The following is a 16,683-nucleotide window of genomic DNA, read 5'->3' as shown; positions in this document are numbered from 1 at the left end:
GGCAGTCATTTACAGCCATGTGATTCTCCGTTAAGATATCCATGAATAACGGAGCTCATTTGACGAGCTTCGCACTACTGAGGAGGTCATGAAGAACGATGAAAGTACTTGACGTCGAACCCGTCAAGAGCGCTGGCGGAGACTGCTTTGACGATGTAATCGTGACCATGGAGGGCTGGTACAACAGAGGCTATAAGCTGATGTACGCGAACGCTCTGAAATTCGAGTTTGCACCTCCCAAGCCGGGAGCCACCTTTGGCAGTCGAATGCAGACCGGAGTCTCCAACTCGCTCACGCTGCTTGGACAATTCCATGGCTATGAAATTCATGTAACACGGAATATATCGACTGACGACAGCATTGCGCTTATTCAGGAGCAGCTCGGTAAAGGAAATCCTGTTTGCTTGAACTTTGACACCTACTACTCTCCTTGGGATGGCAATTTTGGTAAATTCCACTATTTATCTCATGTCATGATCGTCGTTGGCATCGATTCCATTACGGGAGAGTATTTAATTGTCGATCCTTATTTCTCGAAAAAAGATTTACGTCTTTCGAAGGAGCTGTTCAGCAACGGGCTGCTAGGCGTCATGACCATCGAACCCTCGCCAGGCGGGGCGCTCGACCGCGAAGTGACGTTAGATCGTCTTAGGCAGCTGCTTCGAGAGCATCTGAACACATCCCCGGATCACTTTCAACGCTTCGCAGATGAGATTGGCGACATCTGCTTCGAGGATGAGGCAGCCGAAGGCGATTCCCGATTCATTGCCAGTACCATGTTCATCTTGCTTAACGTCCTCCATACGAATCGGATCAACTACACCCACATGCTGGAATACGTCGCAAATACGTTCGGCGTTTCAGAGCTTAACGCTTGCATTGAAGATGTTCGCCGCCTGAGCAACCCATGGAGCACAGTACGGGGCATGCTTGCCAAAATAAGCTTCATGCCTCCGGAACGTAGAGATGCAAAGCTAATGGCGAGCCTCGGTACCAAAATCCGGAATGCTACAGACACAGAGGTGCAAGTTCTTCAGCGCGTGCTGGCCATTCTCGATGGAGACGGGCAGTCCTGCGAAGCACTAGTTGCTGCCGGGTCGTCAATCAGCGATTCAACGCGGCTTGTCGTTCCCATCGACATCAGTCGCTTATGTACCGTTCGCGGCATCGATAACGGCCTCGGAACAGCCGATGTCGATGGAGACGGTCACAGCTATAGCCGGGAACATTTGCCCGAAGATGGTATCCTGCGAGTAGGAGATTTATCTTTCGTCTTCCCAGCTACCGGTAACGCTGACGATTACGACAACGCCGTCTGCTATGGACAAGCTATCCCGATTCCACCGGACCAATATCAAGGACTTACCGTGCTTGCCAGCAGTCAATTCGGAGGCAGTGCCGATGCATTCACGATCGAATATGCGGACGGAACAAGCGAGCAGCTCCAACTTGGATTCGCGGATTGGTGGAGTCATTATCCGATTGCAGGGGAAAAGGTCGCTTGGACAGCCGACCTGATCCGAAATTCCGAAGGTAAAACCGAGAACACCGTCTACCTGTTTGCAAACGAAGCGCCATTATCCCGTTCAGGCTCAACCGCTATTCAGCTCGTGCTGCCAACGATACCGAACTTGCATGTATTCGCTATTTCCCTCTGGAAATAAGCTTGTACGAAGAAAAACGACCAGAGCTTGGCTCTGGTCGTCTCCCTAAAACCTCCTCCTCAAAACAGCACACGCAAACATGTTCCAGGCATGCGCATCCATCGTCAACCTCAAGTTGGGTCTACACTCACATTTCCATATTTTTCATTTAGATTTAGTAAATATACGAATTAGCATTAACAAAAAATTCATACTGCTAAGCGATTGCAACAACGCTCCCCTTCGATCTTATCTCGAAGAATTAACTAGATGAAAACGTTTGTTCAACCCAATTAATCTACAAATTCATCCTGGATCCGCTCCTTCCGTTCGTAAAGACCTTTATAAAATTCTGTTTATTTTTGTTAAATTGCAATTAATTAAAATTTAATAAAACATTAATTTTTCGTAATCACATATTTTGCAGGGCTGGCGGATTCGCAGAGCATTTAGATAATTCCATACTTGTGCAGAGCGAATGCGATTCCGTCTTCATTAGACTTATATGTTATAAAATTGGCTGCCCGCTTGGCCTTCTCGCTGCCATTTCCCATCGCAATGCCAAGGCCGACGTATTCCAGCATATCGATATCATTGTCGCCGTCGCCAAACGCAACCGCTTCGGAACGATCCAACCCAAAGTACTGGAGCACTTGATAAATCGCTGCCGATTTCGAAACCTCCTCCTGTAAGATGCTGCATACGTAAGGATGCCATGGATGGAAAATGAGGTTTGGAAACTTTCGCATATACGATTCCACCCTCTCATCTGCAGCAAACAAGCACATTAAATAAATTTCTTGTGAGCAAATATTTTCGTGTACAGCAGGATATTCACGAAGTGCTAAGGTTTCCTGCAGCGCTCTTCTGATGCTGCCATCTTGCACACCGTTCATCCAATAGCTCTCAGTATAGAAGGAAAGCCCGTGATTATTCGTTTGGGCAAATGCTGCGACCTCTCGAACAATCTGTGATTCTATCGTTACTTTATGAATGGCTTTATCGCGATGCTTGACGTAGCCGCCATTGGCTGTAATGAACGTCTCGATCCCTAGCTCCTTCAGCTCTTCGCACATCGATAAAGGTCGACCCGTTGCGGCGACGACTCTCATACCAGAACGAATCAACTTATGTATAGCCTCTTTGGTGCTTTGTGCGATGGTGCCGTCGATGGCATGCGTGAGCGTACCATCAACGTCGAAAAAGATGATTTTATAGGACATGTATGATGATGACCCCCTTTATGTAAAATCTAGCAGCTGCTATGTATCTGACTTAACCCGATCCATTATCTTACAAACAAAAGAAAGGCTGCCGATGAACAAGCAGCCTTTTCTTCGCATGATCTAACAAGGATCACCTTACGGAGCAGAGCTGACAACGAATGCTTCCCAGCCGCTGATGCTCGTCCGGTTGGCGATAAGCATATTAACGTTCAGATCGGCACTTACGTACAGGTTGTTCGCCACCGATTGGAACGACAGCGTACCATCTGCATTCGTAAACTTTCTGAATTTCTCCCACGCTGCAATGCCCTGCGCCTGCGCGATCAAACGACCGTTGTTGTTCAAATCAGCGCTTACATATTTGTTGTTTGCGAGCGAAAGGAACGATACTGTGCCGTCGGCATTCGTCACCATGATGAATTTCTCCCAAGTGCCAACAGCCGTACGGTTCGCAACAAGCGGCGCAGCGCCGTTATTTTCTGCCGTAACGTACTGGTTGTTCGCTTTCGCTTGCAGGCTGGATGGCGCATTCAGCTTCGCGTAAGCTTTAACAATATTAATGAGTGCCGTGTTCGGCTGGAAGTAGTTCGTCGAGAACTTCGTCAGCTTCGATTGGATCGTCGCGACGCTGTCGTTGTTTACATCCGGGTATGGATTCGTATTGTTCTGGTACAATCCCCAGTTGCCGCCGCTCGTTACCTTGTAGCTCCAGTTGGTCCAAGACACATCGAGCGCATCCAAGCCGGAAAGCCACTTCTCCCACAAATCATTATGCGTAAACAGTGTAAATTCACCCGTGTACACAGGCACGTTCCAATTGTTTTGATGCCAAATCATATCCGTGAACCATTGATTGATGCTGTTCGACTGGCTCGTGTAGTTCGTATCGTTCCAATCATAGCTATGCACTTCATAGACGACGTTCGTCCAGCCATAGGTGGAAGGCGATACGATGTTGTTCCAGTAGCCGAATGCTTCCACATAGATCATATGATCCGGATCGATAGCGCGCACTGCTTTGTACAGGCGATCGTACATTTGGCTAATGGAAAGGCTGCTGTTGTTGCTGACAGGCTCGTTCAACAGGTCGTAGCCCGCGATGGTCGGATTATCCTTGAAATGGGTGGCGAGACGCTGCCAAATCTGTACGGTCCAGTTCTGATACGTCGTATTAGACCAAAGCTCGTTGACGCCCTCGCGTCCGCTGCTCTGCCAGCCATTCAGATTGCCAGGCGTGCCGTGCAGATCAAGCAGCACATAGAGTCCACGCGATTGGGCACTCGCCACGAGCCAGTCCAGCTTCGCAAAGGAATAAGCGTCGGATTTCATCGTGCCGTCGCGGTTCATCATATTTTCCCAGTAGATCGGAACGCGAATGAAGTTCAGACCCATGTTTTTGATCGTATCCAGATCGCTTGCTTGAATCCACACATCTTGGTAGGCGGACTTGATGCTGTCCGTCGTCCCAGCACCGAACCGGCTAAGCAGCGTGCCGCGAACGGTCCATTCGTCCTTGCCCCCAAGCGGGGACATCCAGTTCTCCTCCATGAGCCAGCCGCCCAGGTTCGTGCCATGCAGGCTTACCGTGCTGCCGGACCCGTAATTATTTTTGATCTGCTTTCCGCTTGTTTTCAGAAAATCGCTTGGACCAATTGGCGCTGCGCTCGCCTTGCCTACGCCTACGGCGCCGAGCAAGCCAAACACCATGCTCGCCATTAACACCATCGCCAGCAGTTTTGATTGTTTCATTCATTCTCCTCCTTTGGTTTAAAAAGCATTACTAGATTTAGCATGCCATTATGCCAATGTTTGCATCACCTCCAGCTGCCTTGAAGCTAGTTCACTAGAAATGCAGAGAACGAAACCGCTTACACAATTGTAGTTGAAATCGATTTCAACTCTCTTTAATGAATAATATAAATTCCATTTCACTGAATATCAATGGGTAATTTTCTATTATTTACATTTGGTTAGAAGAGAAAAATCCCCCTAGATGGCATTGGACTCCGTCTCCCATTTGAAACTACGGATCGGCAGATTTTGTATGCTGTTCAACTAATTCGATCAGCTTCTGCGCCGCTTTGCTTAAGTAATGTTGCTTCAGCCAGATCATCGCGGAGCTTGAGGATGCATGCGGTCCTTCGATTCGATAAGCCTGAAGCTGATGGCCACGGTTCCGCTGCAGTGAAGTTCTCGGGAGAATGGTCGATCCGAATCCGGAGGAAACTAGCTCCATCAGCATGCCGATATCCGAGCACTCTCCGACTATTGCAGGCGACAACCCTCTGGCATGGAACTGATCCAACAATAAATGGTACAAGCCAAGACCTTCCGTGCTTGGCAGCACTAATGGATACTGAGCAATTTGATCATAGGTGATCTGTTCCTTCTCTCCGTCACCGCCTATTCGCTCTTCGCAGGTTACGAAGTACAATGGCTCCGCTCCCAAATTAACATAAACAAACTCGTCCAGCGCGATGGGAAGCCTCACGATGGCAAGGTCTAATGTATGTTCCTTAATCATTTTGGTCAGCAGGTTCGTTTCATTCTGTTGAATTTTGAACGTGACGTTCGGATACAATCGACGAAAAGCGCTTAACGCTTCCGGCAGCCGCTCATCCGACAACGTATTAATGCCAATGGATAGCTTCCCTCTCAGGCCTTGTCCCGATTCCTGAATTTCAGCTTTCGCTTCCTCCATTAACCGCGTGATCGTCAGCGCATGCTCATACAGCGTCTTGCCCGATGCCGTTAATTCGAGACTGCGGCCATTCCGATTAAATAACGGGACGCCAAGCTCGGCTTCCATTAATTTAAGCTGCTGACTAAGCGGGGGCTGTGACATATGCAGCTTTTGCGCAGCGGCCGTGACTTGCAGCTCCTCTGCCAACGCGATGAAATAACGCAGCTGTTTCAAATCCATATCGATATCGCTCCAACTTGGTATTCGATTTTCATATAGGAAAGCAATTTAATTGATATTATCCATATAGTTTATCCCCATGATACCATAGTTGAAGCATTCCGCTGGCATTCGTATACGGAATGCAGACTTCATGTGGAAAGCTGGGAGTAAGAATGACTACGTCGCTTCAAACGAAAAATGCGTTAAACATGCTGCTGGCAGGCGTGCAGTGGCTTTTCTTTTTATTTACAAATACAGTCATGGTACCGCTCTCGATCGGCCATGCACTCGGGCTGGAACCCGGTGACATCGCAGCCTCGATGCAGCGCTCGTTTATTTTGACCGGACTGCTATGTATCGTTCAGATTGTGTGGGGGCATCGGTATGCGCTAATGGACGGACCGGCTGGCGTTTGGTGGGGGCTTGTGCTTAGCATCACCGCCTCCGCTCCCGCGATGGGCATGGATGCGGGCACAGTTGCAGCCAGCCTAATGGGCGGCTTTCTCTTGTCCAGCATGCTCGTCATCGTCTTGGCGTTATGCGGATTCATTACCGTATTAAAACGTATATTTTCGCCGATTGTCATGGGGGTATTCCTGCTGCTGCTCACCTTCCAGCTTGCGAACACCTTTTTCAAGGGCATGATCGGATATGATCAGCAGGGCAAATGGGATCTGCAGATTGCCGGTCTGTCATTATGCATCATGGCAGTCGTTGCAATCGTGCATTTGCGAGGAAAAGGGAAGTTGGGGCAATTTTCATTATTAATTGGGATCGGTGCAGGATGGGCTGCTTTCGCTGCGATATTCGGGACTGACAGCAGAATAGAAACAACAGGAGCTGGAACTGCGCGGATTTGGGAATGGATGCCTTGGGGAACGCCCGGTTGGGAGCCTGGCATTCTACTTGTCGGATTACTTGCTGGGCTCGTGAACATGACGAATACGATTACAAGTTTGACGGCGGCAAGCAAGCTTTTCCAGCGCGAAGCAGCCAAGCATCAATACATTCGTTCTGTGCTGTTTACGAATGGCTTCTCGATTATTGGCGCATGCTTTGGCCTTATTCCTTTCGGGACGTTTGCTTCCTCTATCGGCTTTCTTGAAAATACGAAAGTGCTGCGTCGCGCGGCATTATTCGTAGGCGCAGCCTTATTCATTGTGATCGGGGCATTCCCTGTCTTAAGCGGTTGGTTGGTCCAACTCCCCATGTCTGTAGGAAGCGCCGTCTTGTTCGTCGCTTACCTTCAAATGTTCGGAACAGCCTTCCGCACGATTCAAGGCACTGCATTCAATGCCAAAACGATCTATCGCATTGCACTCCCCGTGCTGACGGGAATTAGCATCATGAACATCCCAAGCTCGGCGTTTACTGAATTCCCGCCATTGCTGATGCCGATTCTTTCGAACGGGCTGGTCATTGGGGTAATGATGGTTATCGTCTTAGAAAACGTCGTGCGTTGGGAGAAATATGAGACGAAAGCACTTATGGGGGCTCCCGTCTCCTCAAAACAGCCTACATGAATTTGACCCTTATGAGGCTGTCATCTAATATTTCGTAAACTGGCGTAAATTCAAGCGAGTGGGCTTCTGCAACCGCCTTGTACGTCACTCTTCCTTCTGCTGTATTAATGCCTTTGGACAACGGCCTGCTTTCCTTCGCAGCTTGTTTATATCCTTTGGCTGCAATTTGCAAGCCGTAAGTCAACGTCGCATTCGTTAGCGCGATCGTCGAGGTGCGCGGTACGGCGCCTGGCATATTAGGAACGGCATAATGGATGACGCCGTGCCGGATGTAGGTCGGATCGCTGTGACTCGTGATATGGTCAATCGTCTCGATGGACCCTCCTTGATCGATCGCGACATCGACGACAACGGAGCCTGCCGACATAGACATCACCATCTCTTGCGTTACGAGACGCGGCGCTCTGGCGCCTGGAATAAGAACGGCTCCAATGAGCAAGTCCGCCCTTCGGACTGCTTCGGCAATGTAGCTGCTATGCGATACTCGCGTATGGACGCGCCCATCAAAACGATTATCCAGCCATCTTAGGCGGTCCGGATTGACATCGAAAATCGTCACATTCGCACCTAATCCAACCGCCATTTTGGCTGCATTGGTCCCGACAACGCCACCTCCAAGGATGACGACCTCGGCTGGCTGAACGCCCGGTACGCCGCCCAGCAGCACACCTTTGCCTCCACGCGATTTCTCTAGCAAGCCCGCTCCGATCTGAACCGCCATCCGTCCCGCTACCTCGCTCATCGGCAGCAGGAGCGGCAGCCCGCCATCTTCCGATTGAATCGTCTCATAGCCGATTCCGACTACTTTGCGCTCGAGCAGATGCCTTGTTAATTCTGGCTCAGACGCGAGATGAAGATACGCATACAAGATCAGATCTGGACGAAAATAGGCATATTCGGAAGGCAGCGGCTCCTTTACCTTGATCACCATCTCGGCTGACCATGCGACTGCCGCATCAGGCACGATTACGGCCCCTGCTTCCTTGTAATCGAAATCGGAAAATCCGCTTCCAACGCCTGCTTCCGTTTCAACCAGCACCTCGTGCCCCGTACGAACGAATTCCGAGACAGCTGCTGGCGTAAGTCCGACTCGGTTTTCATTATTTTTAATTTCCTTCGGAATTCCAATGATCACGCTGCTTCCCCCTCTCATCCTCATCGCCCGCTGCGAACAAATAGCCTAGAGCGCCGCCTTGTGGCGCAGCAGCGACCAATGAAGAACCTCATCATAGAAAAATTCATGATACAACGATGCAACCGCTCTTGCCGCATCTTCGCTTCGAACGCCGAACATGAGACTGACCTCCGAGCCCCCTTGATTAATCATAGCGATGTTTACGCCAGCCTTGGCAAGTGCGTTCGCTGCACGAGCCACAACCCCAACTGAATCCAGCATGCCCTCTCCGACGATCATGACCAGCGCAAGCTCTCGCACGATCTCGACGTCATCCACCTGCAGCTCTTCCCTGATCCGGTAAACAATCCGGTTCAATACTTCATCTCCTGCCAGCGATTCACGAATAATGATCGAGAAGTTATCTATACCGGTCGGCGTATGCTCATAAGGAACGTTCTCCTCTTCAAGAAGCTGCAGCAGCTTGCGTCCAAAGCCGATTTCGCGGTTCATCAGATATTTGGTCAAGTTGATGCTGCAAAAGCCATCGTCGTTCGCAATGCCAACGACAGGCGACAATTCCACCGCTCGCCTTGACACGATTCTCGTGCCCGGCGCCGCCGGATTGTTCGTATTCTTAATGCAAACCGGAACATTAGCGCGGAACGCGGGAAGAAGCGCTTCCTCATGCAGCACGGTGAATCCTGCATATGACAGCTCTCGCATCTCTCGATACGTGAGTTCCGCAATCTGCTTGGGGTTAGGAATCAGCGCCGGATTAACAGCAAAGACGGAATCGACATCTGTGAAATTCTCATAAAGCTCCGCACCGACAGCAGCCGCTAGAATCGATCCCGTCACGTCGGACCCGCCGCGCGAGAAGGTGACTAACCTTCCTTCAGGCGTGTAACCGAAAAAGCCCGGGAACACGACGACACGCTTTCGATCTCGAAGGCTGCGCAATGAGACCATCGACTCCGGCAGGACGACAGCGTTCCCGCTGTCTCCCTCCACCAATAAACCGGCCGCTCCTGGATTTACGTATTCCGCATCTATGCCGATGCTGCGCAAGTAACAAGCCATCATCCTGGCGCATGTGTCCTCGCCTGCTGCTTTCCACAGGTCCAGGAGGAATGGCTCCTCAAGGCTATCCACCGCTTGTGGCAGTGAACGCAGCGGCGTTACGGCCTCCTCGATGTCAGAGGCCGCCAGCTTAAGCGAGGAGCCAATCTCAGCGAAGCGTTGAATGACCGCCTCCCGCTCTCGCTCGGGGCTCTTGCCCTCCGCGACTTGCTTCCACCCCGCAATGAGCAAATCCGTCATTTTAGCATCTGCTCGATGCCGCTTGCCAGGAGCCGAGACGACGACGATGCGGCGATCCGCATCCGATGCGATAATGGAGGCCGCTTTATGCAGTTGCTGCGCATCTGCAAGCGAGGTGCCGCCGAATTTAACGACTTTCATCGTCTTCTCCCTCCATGCTTCTGACAAGCGGGAAATAAACACATTCTTTAATATTCGGACTGTCCGTGACAATCATCAGCAGCCGCTCAATGCCGAATCCCCAGCCTGCAATCGGCGGCATGCCGTATTCCATGGCGCGCAAGTAGTCCTCATCCATCCCCATCGCTTCCACATCACCGCCGCTCTTCAATAATGCCTGCTGCTCAAGCCTTGCGCGCTGTTCGAGGGGATCGACAAGCTCGGAATATGCGTTCACAATCTCTGCCCCGCAAAGCACCAATTGGAACCGGTCCGTAACGGCAGGCCGTTCGTCATTGGCCCTGGCGAGCGGCGATAAATCGATAGGATGTTCGATCAGGAACGTCGGGCGCATGAGGTAAGGCCTGCATGCTTTTTTATATAATAAATCGATATAATTGCCTCTTCCCAGCGTTTCGATCGCTTCATGCTCCAGCCGAATATGCTTGCGAAGCGTCTCTGCGTGAAGCTCCTCGACAGTCGGATAACAGTCAATGTCGATTCCCGTTTTCTCAAGGATCAGCTCGCGAAACGTAACGGTCAGCCATGGCTCGGAGAAGTCGATCCATTCGCCGCCGATCGAGAAAGAAAGCGTACCGAATGTCTCAGATAATAGATACTGCAGCATTTCCTGTATAAGTGCCATTGCATCCTCGTAATTTTCAAATGCCGAATAGCCCTCAACCATCGTAAACTCTTGCAAATGCTGTGGACTGATTCCCTCATTGCGGAAGCATTTTGCTACCTCATACAATTTGGTGAATCCACCCGCTACGAGTCTCTTTAAATACGTTTCCGGCGCAATTCGCAAATACATATCTTGTCCAAGCGCATGATGATGCGTGACGAATGGTTTGGCCAGCGCTCCTGATGCGGAATGCTGCAATATCGGAGTATCCACCTCGAGGAACCCTTTGTTGTCCAGAAAGGCGCGCAACGATCGAAGCATCGACGTTCTTCGCAGCAGTCGGCTGCTCGTCTCATCCGAGAGCCACATATCCAGATAACGATAGCGGTACCGAAGCTCCGTATTCGTCATCCCGCTCCATTTGTCCGGCATTGGATGCAAGCTCTTGCCCAAAAACTGGTAGCCGACGACTCTAAGCGTTTTTTCGCCAGCTTTCGTCGTGAACATTGTTCCGCTTGCACCGATCCAGTCCCCTGTATCGACATATTGGATGAAAGCGTCAAAGCTCCCTTCCCCTAGCTCGTCCTTGCGCACGAATAATTGCAGCCGTCCGCGAACGCTCTGTATCGTCACAAACACGATTTGCCCCATATGTCGGATGGAACGCACGCGACCCGCTACTGCAATGTCGCTAACCCCATCTTCGAGCATGGCTGCCTCGTGAAGCTCATGCGTGATTTCGCAGCGGTCTGGATGAACGTCGATTCCTTTCGCCGCCATTTCCTCTCGTTTCTCCATGCGTACAACAGCTTGTTCACTCGTCATGAATACTCCCCTAACTTGTCATTGGAATAGCGTCATGGGTCCCGGCCCTGAATGGGACGCCAGCAGAGCTGCTCTCCCTCGCCTTACAGCATCTTTGCTTACGTTCACGTCAAGCTGCCCCTTCCATCGCTTATTGGTAACAATACCGAATATTTCAGGTTGAATAATAGATGTAAAACGGACCTCATTTCATGCATCAATGTGTAGGAAATTGAACCGGTCTATTAACCGTTTCTTAGATAAACGCACCGAAGTCAACGTAGGCATGATCCGGATGACCGGCATATTTCGTGGATTCAACGATCCAGCAGTCGCCCGTTTGAACCGCTCTTTTCTCGCAATTACACGATAGGCGGTCATAGAACGAGTAGAACGGATGCTTCTCCATCTCTTGCTGGGCAAGCGCTATCGCCTCCGTTTCATCCGAAGCGACGATCATCAGGCTTACTTTTCCTCTGCCCCTTGTTTCGAATTGCACCTGGTACATAAACAACGTTTGACGTTCTACCGTAAACATGTCATTATCCACCGTCCCGATTCTATTAGAATGACTAATCGATAACATGAGGAAGCGCCTTCTTGTCGACTTTGCCGCTCGGAGTCAAAGGGAGCTTGTCCAGTTGAACGAAGTAAGGCGGAACCATGAATTCCGGCAAATATTGAGCCAAATGCGCCTTGAGGTCTGCAGCCGAAAGCAGCTCAGATCCCGTTACATATGCAGTCAAATACTTGTGCTTGTACTTGTCGGTATTTGCGATGACATGGGCTTCATTAACGGTTGCATGCTTCATAAGAATGCGCTGAACCTCGCCTGGCTCCGTCCGGCGGCCGCGGATTTTGATCTGGTCGTCCATCCTGCCGAGGAACTCGACGTTGCCATCCGGCATCCAGCGAGCAAGATCGCCGCAGGTGAACATCTTCTCTTCCTTGTTATATGGATCCGGAATGTAGCGTTCATTCGTAATATCAGGACGATTCAAATATTCACGGGAAACACCTACTCCGCCGATGCAAACTTCGCCTGGAAGACCGATTGGCATCGGATTGCGATGGCGATCTAGAATGTACACCTTGTAGTTCGCGATCGTGCGCCCTGTCGGAATGCTCGTGCTGCATTCGCCCTTATACTTGAAGTAATTGATACATACTGTCGTTTCAGAAGGTCCATACGTATTGTAAACATTGGCTTTCTGGATCAGATTGGTGACATACTCTTCGCGCAGGACATCCCCGCCGCTGATCAGCGTATGAAGGGAAGGCGGAACCGGATACTTGTTCAAATCATTCAGCAGCAGCGGGAAGCCGCTAATCATTGTTGCGCCGCGATCAAACATCATATCCACCAGCAGCGGAATGTTGGCCACCTCGTGCCGTTTGGCAATTAAGAGCGTTCCGCCGGTTAGCAGGATTGGATAAATCTCTTCGACCGAAATATCGAACGAAACCGTCGATTGCTGGACCATCCGATCGCTGGTTGTCATCTGGAACTCATTGCAGAAAGCGTGTACATAGCCCGCTACATTCCGATGCTCTACAGCAACGCCCTTCGGTTGCCCGGTTGAACCTGACGTGTACAGCACGTACATCAGATTTTTCGGATCATGCTCCTTCTGCAGATTCGAATCATCCTCGCCGCTAAGATCAAGCTCGTCCAAATTCAAGTAATCGCACTCATAATCCAGACGGATCGATAGCTCGCTGCTCGTTAGCAGCAGGTTCACGTTGCCGTTGCGGAACATATAGTTGATACGCTCCAGCGGGAATGCGGGATCGACCGGCAAATAAGCGCCGCCTGCCTTCATTACGCCTAGCATTCCGACGATCAGCTCGATGTCCCGCTCGACGATAAGGCCTACCAGTTTCTCTGGTCCCACCCCTTGACGCTGCAATACTCTAGCAAGGCGATTCGCCTTTGCATTCAATTCCCGATAAGTGAGTTCACGGTCGCCGCATATTACTGCAACTTGATCTTGCATTCGCTCAACCGTCGCTTCAAACAGTTGATCGATCGTCATTGATCTGTCGTATTCGACAGTCAATTCGTTGAACCCATTGATTACCTGATGCCGCTCCTCAGCGGACAAAATGTCGATATTCTTCAGCGATATTTCCGAACAGCTGACCACTTGCTCGATCGTACGCGTAATATGGCTGGCAATGCGCAGAATCGTCGCTTGCTCGAATTGGGAGGCTTGATATCGGATCGACAGCTCTAGCGGCGCTTCGCTCACTACCTCAAGCAAAAGCGCAGGTTCAGTTGTTCCTGTCCGATTATGCTGACGCTGCACGTACACCGCGGAATCGAACAATGGCTGCGTATGATCGAGCTCACTGGAACGGGCGATATCTCCAAGCGTCATATCCTCGAAATGGCGACGCTCGTTTACGTTGTTAGAGATACCTGCCAGGAATGATGAGAAGGACTGCGCTGCGTCCGACCGCGTTCGGAATGGAAGCAGCGCACCTTCGGTGCTCGGCGTACCAAAAACAGCGGCGTCGCTGTTATTGTATTTTTGAAGCACAATGGCCCAAACCGCATAATGGAATGCTTCCAACGAAGGGGACGATTCGGACATGAAACGACGATACGCCGCCTCTAATTCCTCGCCCAGTCCAAAAATATGCACAGCGCTCGCCGTTCCTCTTCCCGTATTGGAGGGATGATCAAGCGGAAGAATCGATTTTACATCAAAATCTTGCATATACGCGGACCAGAACGTCTGAGTCTGGTTGCCTGCGAAATGGGATAGTGCATCTACAGCTAACATGGTTCAACTCTCCTTTGGGCTATTTAATAAAATTATATTTGCGCTGCACTTGCGACAGCACCAGATCAAATGTCTGTATGACGCGATCGACCTGCTCTTGCTCAATCGTAAGCGGAGGTTCAATTCGGAACGTCTTGACATCCCCTACCGTGCCCTCGACTAATATTTTGTTATCGAACAAGCCCTTGGACACTTCAAAGCCGACAACGCTGTCAAAGAACTCCACTCCGATGAATAAGCCCTTCCCTCTGATCTCCTGTACGAGTTTCGGATAACGGGCCGCAATTGCCCGCAGCTCCTTCAGCATGTACTCGCCAATAACAGCCGCTCTTTCTGGCAGCCGCTCCTCGATCAGCACATGTATCGTTGCAATCGCCGCTACGCAAGCAAGCGTATTGCCCCCGAACGTATGCTCATGGCGATAAGGCTCCTCCATAAAGCTCTCGTAAACCTTCTCGGAAGCGACGATTGCGCCCATCGGCATAATGCCGCCTCCCAGCGCTTTGGCAAGGCACAGAATATCAGGCGTAACGTTCTCGTGCTCCGCGTAAAACATTTTGCCCGTCCGCCCCATACCCGTTTGCACTTCATCCAATATCAATAAGGCACCGAACTCATCACATAACTGCCTGACTTCCTGCAAGTAATTGTCAGGAGGCATTCGGACTCCCGCATTGCCTTGGATAGGCTCAATGATTACGCCTGCCGCTTCTTCGCCTACGATTTCAAGCGACTTAAGCAGCTTGTACAGCATATCGACATCGCCGAAAAGCGCATGGCGAAAGTTTTGCGCGAAAGGCAGAAACGGTTTACGGTAAAACGCTTTGCCTGTCGCAGCTAGCGAGCCCAGGCTCACCCCATGATATCCCGCTGTCGTCGATATGAACGTATGACGATTCGTCGCTTTTCTCGCCAGCTTGATCGCCGACTCGACTGCCTCGCCGCCGCTATTCGTGAAGAATACATACTTCAGATCGCCTGGCGTAATCTCAGCTAACGTCTTTGCGAGTATCGCGCGGTACGGATCCAGCAGGTCATGGGTATGCATAGCCTGCTTCTGCAGTTGGTTCATGACCGTCTGAAGCACCTTCGGATGTCGGTGGCCAACATTATAGATGCCCCTTCCACCGATGCAATCGATATACTCGTTGCCATCAATGTCAATAAAGCTGTTCCTTGCATCCTTCCATTCCACGAAGGCAAGCTCTTTATTCATATCAACCGTCTTGCGGCTGAATAGATAGCCCGGGTTCACATGCTCCTTATAGCCGTTTACGGTCTCGAACTTGATCCATTCGGAGTCTTCCTTCGACAGCTCCTCCTTCTCAATCAGCCCCAGCACTTGCGAGGTATAAGCCATGACATTCGAATAGGACGCTCCTTGGTCTTGGCTATTGCGTTCCTCGCTCTGGCCGTCCGGCCGATCCTGTGGACCGCCACTTCTATACGCAACCTCCGACACCGATCTCACCACCCTGTCTTCATTTCATTTGCTCATCATCGCCGTCAACTGCAGCAGCAGAGGTAGGTTCGATAAATATTTTCCATTTGGAAGTTGAGCTTCAGTTCATTGAGGAGCACTTTTTCTTCACCATTATGCAAAAGAGCATATATCGTATTGCCGATGCTCAAGTTCTGACAATAATCTACAGGAGGCACGTATAGTTTCTGCGACAAGGTTGCACCCATCTGGTTCAGCAACAAGTGGTTTTCTGTCAGATCGCCCGTGATGCAGACATTGCTGACGCTTTGTTTCTCTAGCAAGCAATTTACCTTGCGCATGAAGATCGTTTCGACTTGATTTTGCACATATTGCGCTAACTCGGCATGTTCCTCCGACAAAGGCTCTTCAGGCTGCCGTTCATTCGGAACATCAACTCCCGCGCTCGCTAACAATTGCATGAGATCAAACGATCCAGATTGCGGATTGCTTGGCCCACTTCCGCTGATAATACGGCACTCGTTGTCAAGCGCCCATAGATTGCCGGCTGCTTTATGCTTGTCTTTGCCATATAACGCGAGCTTTTGGATTTCAAGCTCATCCTTCAGATGCAAATACTGTGCAAGTTGGCGATAGACATCATTGAACGAGATACAATCAGCGTCCGTAAAATCTTGGTCGATTAGGCGAACGTCATTCCGATCAGCAGCATAATAAGAAATTTTAGGATGCGCACTGTCCTCATCTGATTTGCCTGTCACGATCAATAGCGACGAATCGAGTCCGCTCGTAAAATGCGAGGTATATGCGTAACTGAGCTCTTGCGACGGCACGACTACGACCTGCTGGCTGTCCTTTAAGCCGAGCCGTTTGCGCACTTTCTTCACCAAAGATTCGGTAATCATCCATGCTTGCCCCGTGTACGACAACGCAATGACGTTAACATCATCCATTTGTATGCCAACGGATTGAAGTGTAAAAGGCAATGACGGGTTTGAGGTGCTGCACGTATTGACGCAGATCAGACCGTTATCCTGATGGATGCATATCTCGTTGCCGAAATGGTCCAACGACAAGTTATCGCAATCGTTCGACACGTTCACCGATAAACCCAGCGTAACCAAGAAA

12 protein-coding genes are annotated in these 16,683 nt (G+C 50.4%); 2 read left to right on the top strand and 10 right to left on the bottom strand.

Annotated features, from left to right (window positions below):
* Nucleotides 1-98 precede the first annotated feature (98 nt).
* Entirely contained in the window at nt 99-1,664 is a 1,566-nt protein-coding gene (locus tag PAECUDRAFT_RS23455) for a BtrH N-terminal domain-containing protein (protein ID WP_006040666.1), read from the top strand.
* A 428-nt stretch (nt 1,665-2,092) separates the two neighbouring features.
* Here PAECUDRAFT_RS23455 and PAECUDRAFT_RS23450 read toward each other — a convergent pair whose 3' ends face one another.
* From PAECUDRAFT_RS23450 to PAECUDRAFT_RS23440, 3 genes are all read right to left on the bottom strand, one after another.
* Nucleotides 2,093-2,866, bottom strand: a complete 774-nt coding sequence (locus PAECUDRAFT_RS23450) for a Cof-type HAD-IIB family hydrolase (RefSeq protein WP_006040665.1) — start codon at nt 2,864-2,866, stop codon at nt 2,093-2,095.
* A gap of 138 nt (nt 2,867-3,004) precedes the next feature.
* The gene (locus PAECUDRAFT_RS23445; RefSeq protein ID WP_006040664.1) at nt 3,005-4,618 is read right to left on the bottom strand and encodes a glycoside hydrolase family 5 protein; all 1,614 of its coding nucleotides are present in this window, start codon (nt 4,616-4,618) and stop codon (nt 3,005-3,007) included.
* Between the two features lie 274 nt (nt 4,619-4,892).
* Nucleotides 4,893-5,792 (bottom strand): LysR family transcriptional regulator, encoded by a 900-nt coding sequence (locus PAECUDRAFT_RS23440; protein WP_006040663.1) that lies wholly within the window; start codon nt 5,790-5,792, stop codon nt 4,893-4,895.
* A gap of 155 nt (nt 5,793-5,947) precedes the next feature.
* Between PAECUDRAFT_RS23440 and PAECUDRAFT_RS23435 the strand changes: the two genes are divergently transcribed.
* A complete protein-coding gene (locus PAECUDRAFT_RS23435) occupies nt 5,948-7,297 on the top strand; it encodes a uracil/xanthine transporter (protein WP_006040662.1) in 1,350 nt (449 codons plus the stop codon).
* Here PAECUDRAFT_RS23435 and ald read toward each other — a convergent pair.
* The 7 genes from ald to PAECUDRAFT_RS23400 all read right to left on the bottom strand — a co-directional run bounded on the left by ald (nt 7,290) and on the right by PAECUDRAFT_RS23400 (nt 16,679).
* Complete coding sequence (gene ald / locus PAECUDRAFT_RS23430; protein ID WP_006040661.1) at nt 7,290-8,432, bottom strand: alanine dehydrogenase; 1,143 nt, start codon at nt 8,430-8,432, stop codon at nt 7,290-7,292. The genes PAECUDRAFT_RS23435 and ald overlap by 8 nt on opposite strands.
* A 45-nt stretch (nt 8,433-8,477) precedes the next feature.
* On the bottom strand, nt 8,478-9,875 hold the full coding sequence (locus tag PAECUDRAFT_RS23425) for an aspartate kinase (protein WP_006040660.1): 1,398 nt from the start codon (nt 9,873-9,875) through the stop codon (nt 8,478-8,480).
* Nucleotides 9,862-11,346 (bottom strand): lysine--tRNA ligase, encoded by a 1,485-nt coding sequence (lysS, locus tag PAECUDRAFT_RS23420; RefSeq protein ID WP_006040659.1) that lies wholly within the window; start codon nt 11,344-11,346, stop codon nt 9,862-9,864. The genes PAECUDRAFT_RS23425 and lysS overlap by 14 nt, the downstream gene beginning before the upstream one ends.
* 235 nt (nt 11,347-11,581) lie before the next feature.
* Nucleotides 11,582-11,911 carry a hypothetical protein gene (locus PAECUDRAFT_RS23415; protein ID WP_006040658.1) on the bottom strand — a complete coding sequence of 110 codons (330 nt, stop codon included), beginning with the start codon at nt 11,909-11,911 and terminating at the stop codon, nt 11,582-11,584.
* A complete protein-coding gene (locus PAECUDRAFT_RS23410) occupies nt 11,898-14,114 on the bottom strand; it encodes a non-ribosomal peptide synthetase (protein ID WP_006040657.1) in 2,217 nt (738 codons plus the stop codon). Before PAECUDRAFT_RS23410 ends, PAECUDRAFT_RS23415 begins: the two co-directional genes overlap by 14 nt.
* 19 nt (nt 14,115-14,133) lie before the next feature.
* Complete coding sequence (locus PAECUDRAFT_RS23405; protein ID WP_006040656.1) at nt 14,134-15,576, bottom strand: putrescine aminotransferase; 1,443 nt, start codon at nt 15,574-15,576, stop codon at nt 14,134-14,136.
* A 44-nt stretch (nt 15,577-15,620) separates the two neighbouring features.
* On the bottom strand, nt 15,621-16,679 hold the full coding sequence (locus PAECUDRAFT_RS23400) for a hypothetical protein (RefSeq protein ID WP_006040655.1): 1,059 nt from the start codon (nt 16,677-16,679) through the stop codon (nt 15,621-15,623).
* Nucleotides 16,680-16,683 lie beyond the last annotated feature (4 nt).

Origin of the sequence: Paenibacillus curdlanolyticus YK9 (assembly GCF_000179615.1) — a bacterium.
GTDB lineage: Bacteria > Bacillota > Bacilli > Paenibacillales > Paenibacillaceae > Paenibacillus_T > Paenibacillus_T curdlanolyticus.
Note: the sequence above shows the minus strand (reverse complement) of the source record. Positions and strands in the feature narration are given on the sequence as shown.

Coding starts and splice junctions, on each gene's coding strand:
- PAECUDRAFT_RS23455 (WP_006040666.1), top strand. CDS start 99: ATGAAAGTACTTGACGTCGAACCCGTCAAGAGCGCTGGCGGAGACTGC.
- PAECUDRAFT_RS23450 (WP_006040665.1), bottom strand. CDS start 2,866: ATGTCCTATAAAATCATCTTTTTCGACGTTGATGGTACGCTCACGCAT.
- PAECUDRAFT_RS23445 (WP_006040664.1), bottom strand. CDS start 4,618: ATGAAACAATCAAAACTGCTGGCGATGGTGTTAATGGCGAGCATGGTG.
- PAECUDRAFT_RS23440 (WP_006040663.1), bottom strand. CDS start 5,792: ATGGATTTGAAACAGCTGCGTTATTTCATCGCGTTGGCAGAGGAGCTG.
- PAECUDRAFT_RS23435 (WP_006040662.1), top strand. CDS start 5,948: ATGACTACGTCGCTTCAAACGAAAAATGCGTTAAACATGCTGCTGGCA.
- PAECUDRAFT_RS23425 (WP_006040660.1), bottom strand. CDS start 9,875: ATGAAAGTCGTTAAATTCGGCGGCACCTCGCTTGCAGATGCGCAGCAA.
- lysS (WP_006040659.1), bottom strand. CDS start 11,346: ATGACGAGTGAACAAGCTGTTGTACGCATGGAGAAACGAGAGGAAATG.
- PAECUDRAFT_RS23415 (WP_006040658.1), bottom strand. CDS start 11,911: ATGTTATCGATTAGTCATTCTAATAGAATCGGGACGGTGGATAATGAC.
- PAECUDRAFT_RS23410 (WP_006040657.1), bottom strand. CDS start 14,114: ATGTTAGCTGTAGATGCACTATCCCATTTCGCAGGCAACCAGACTCAG.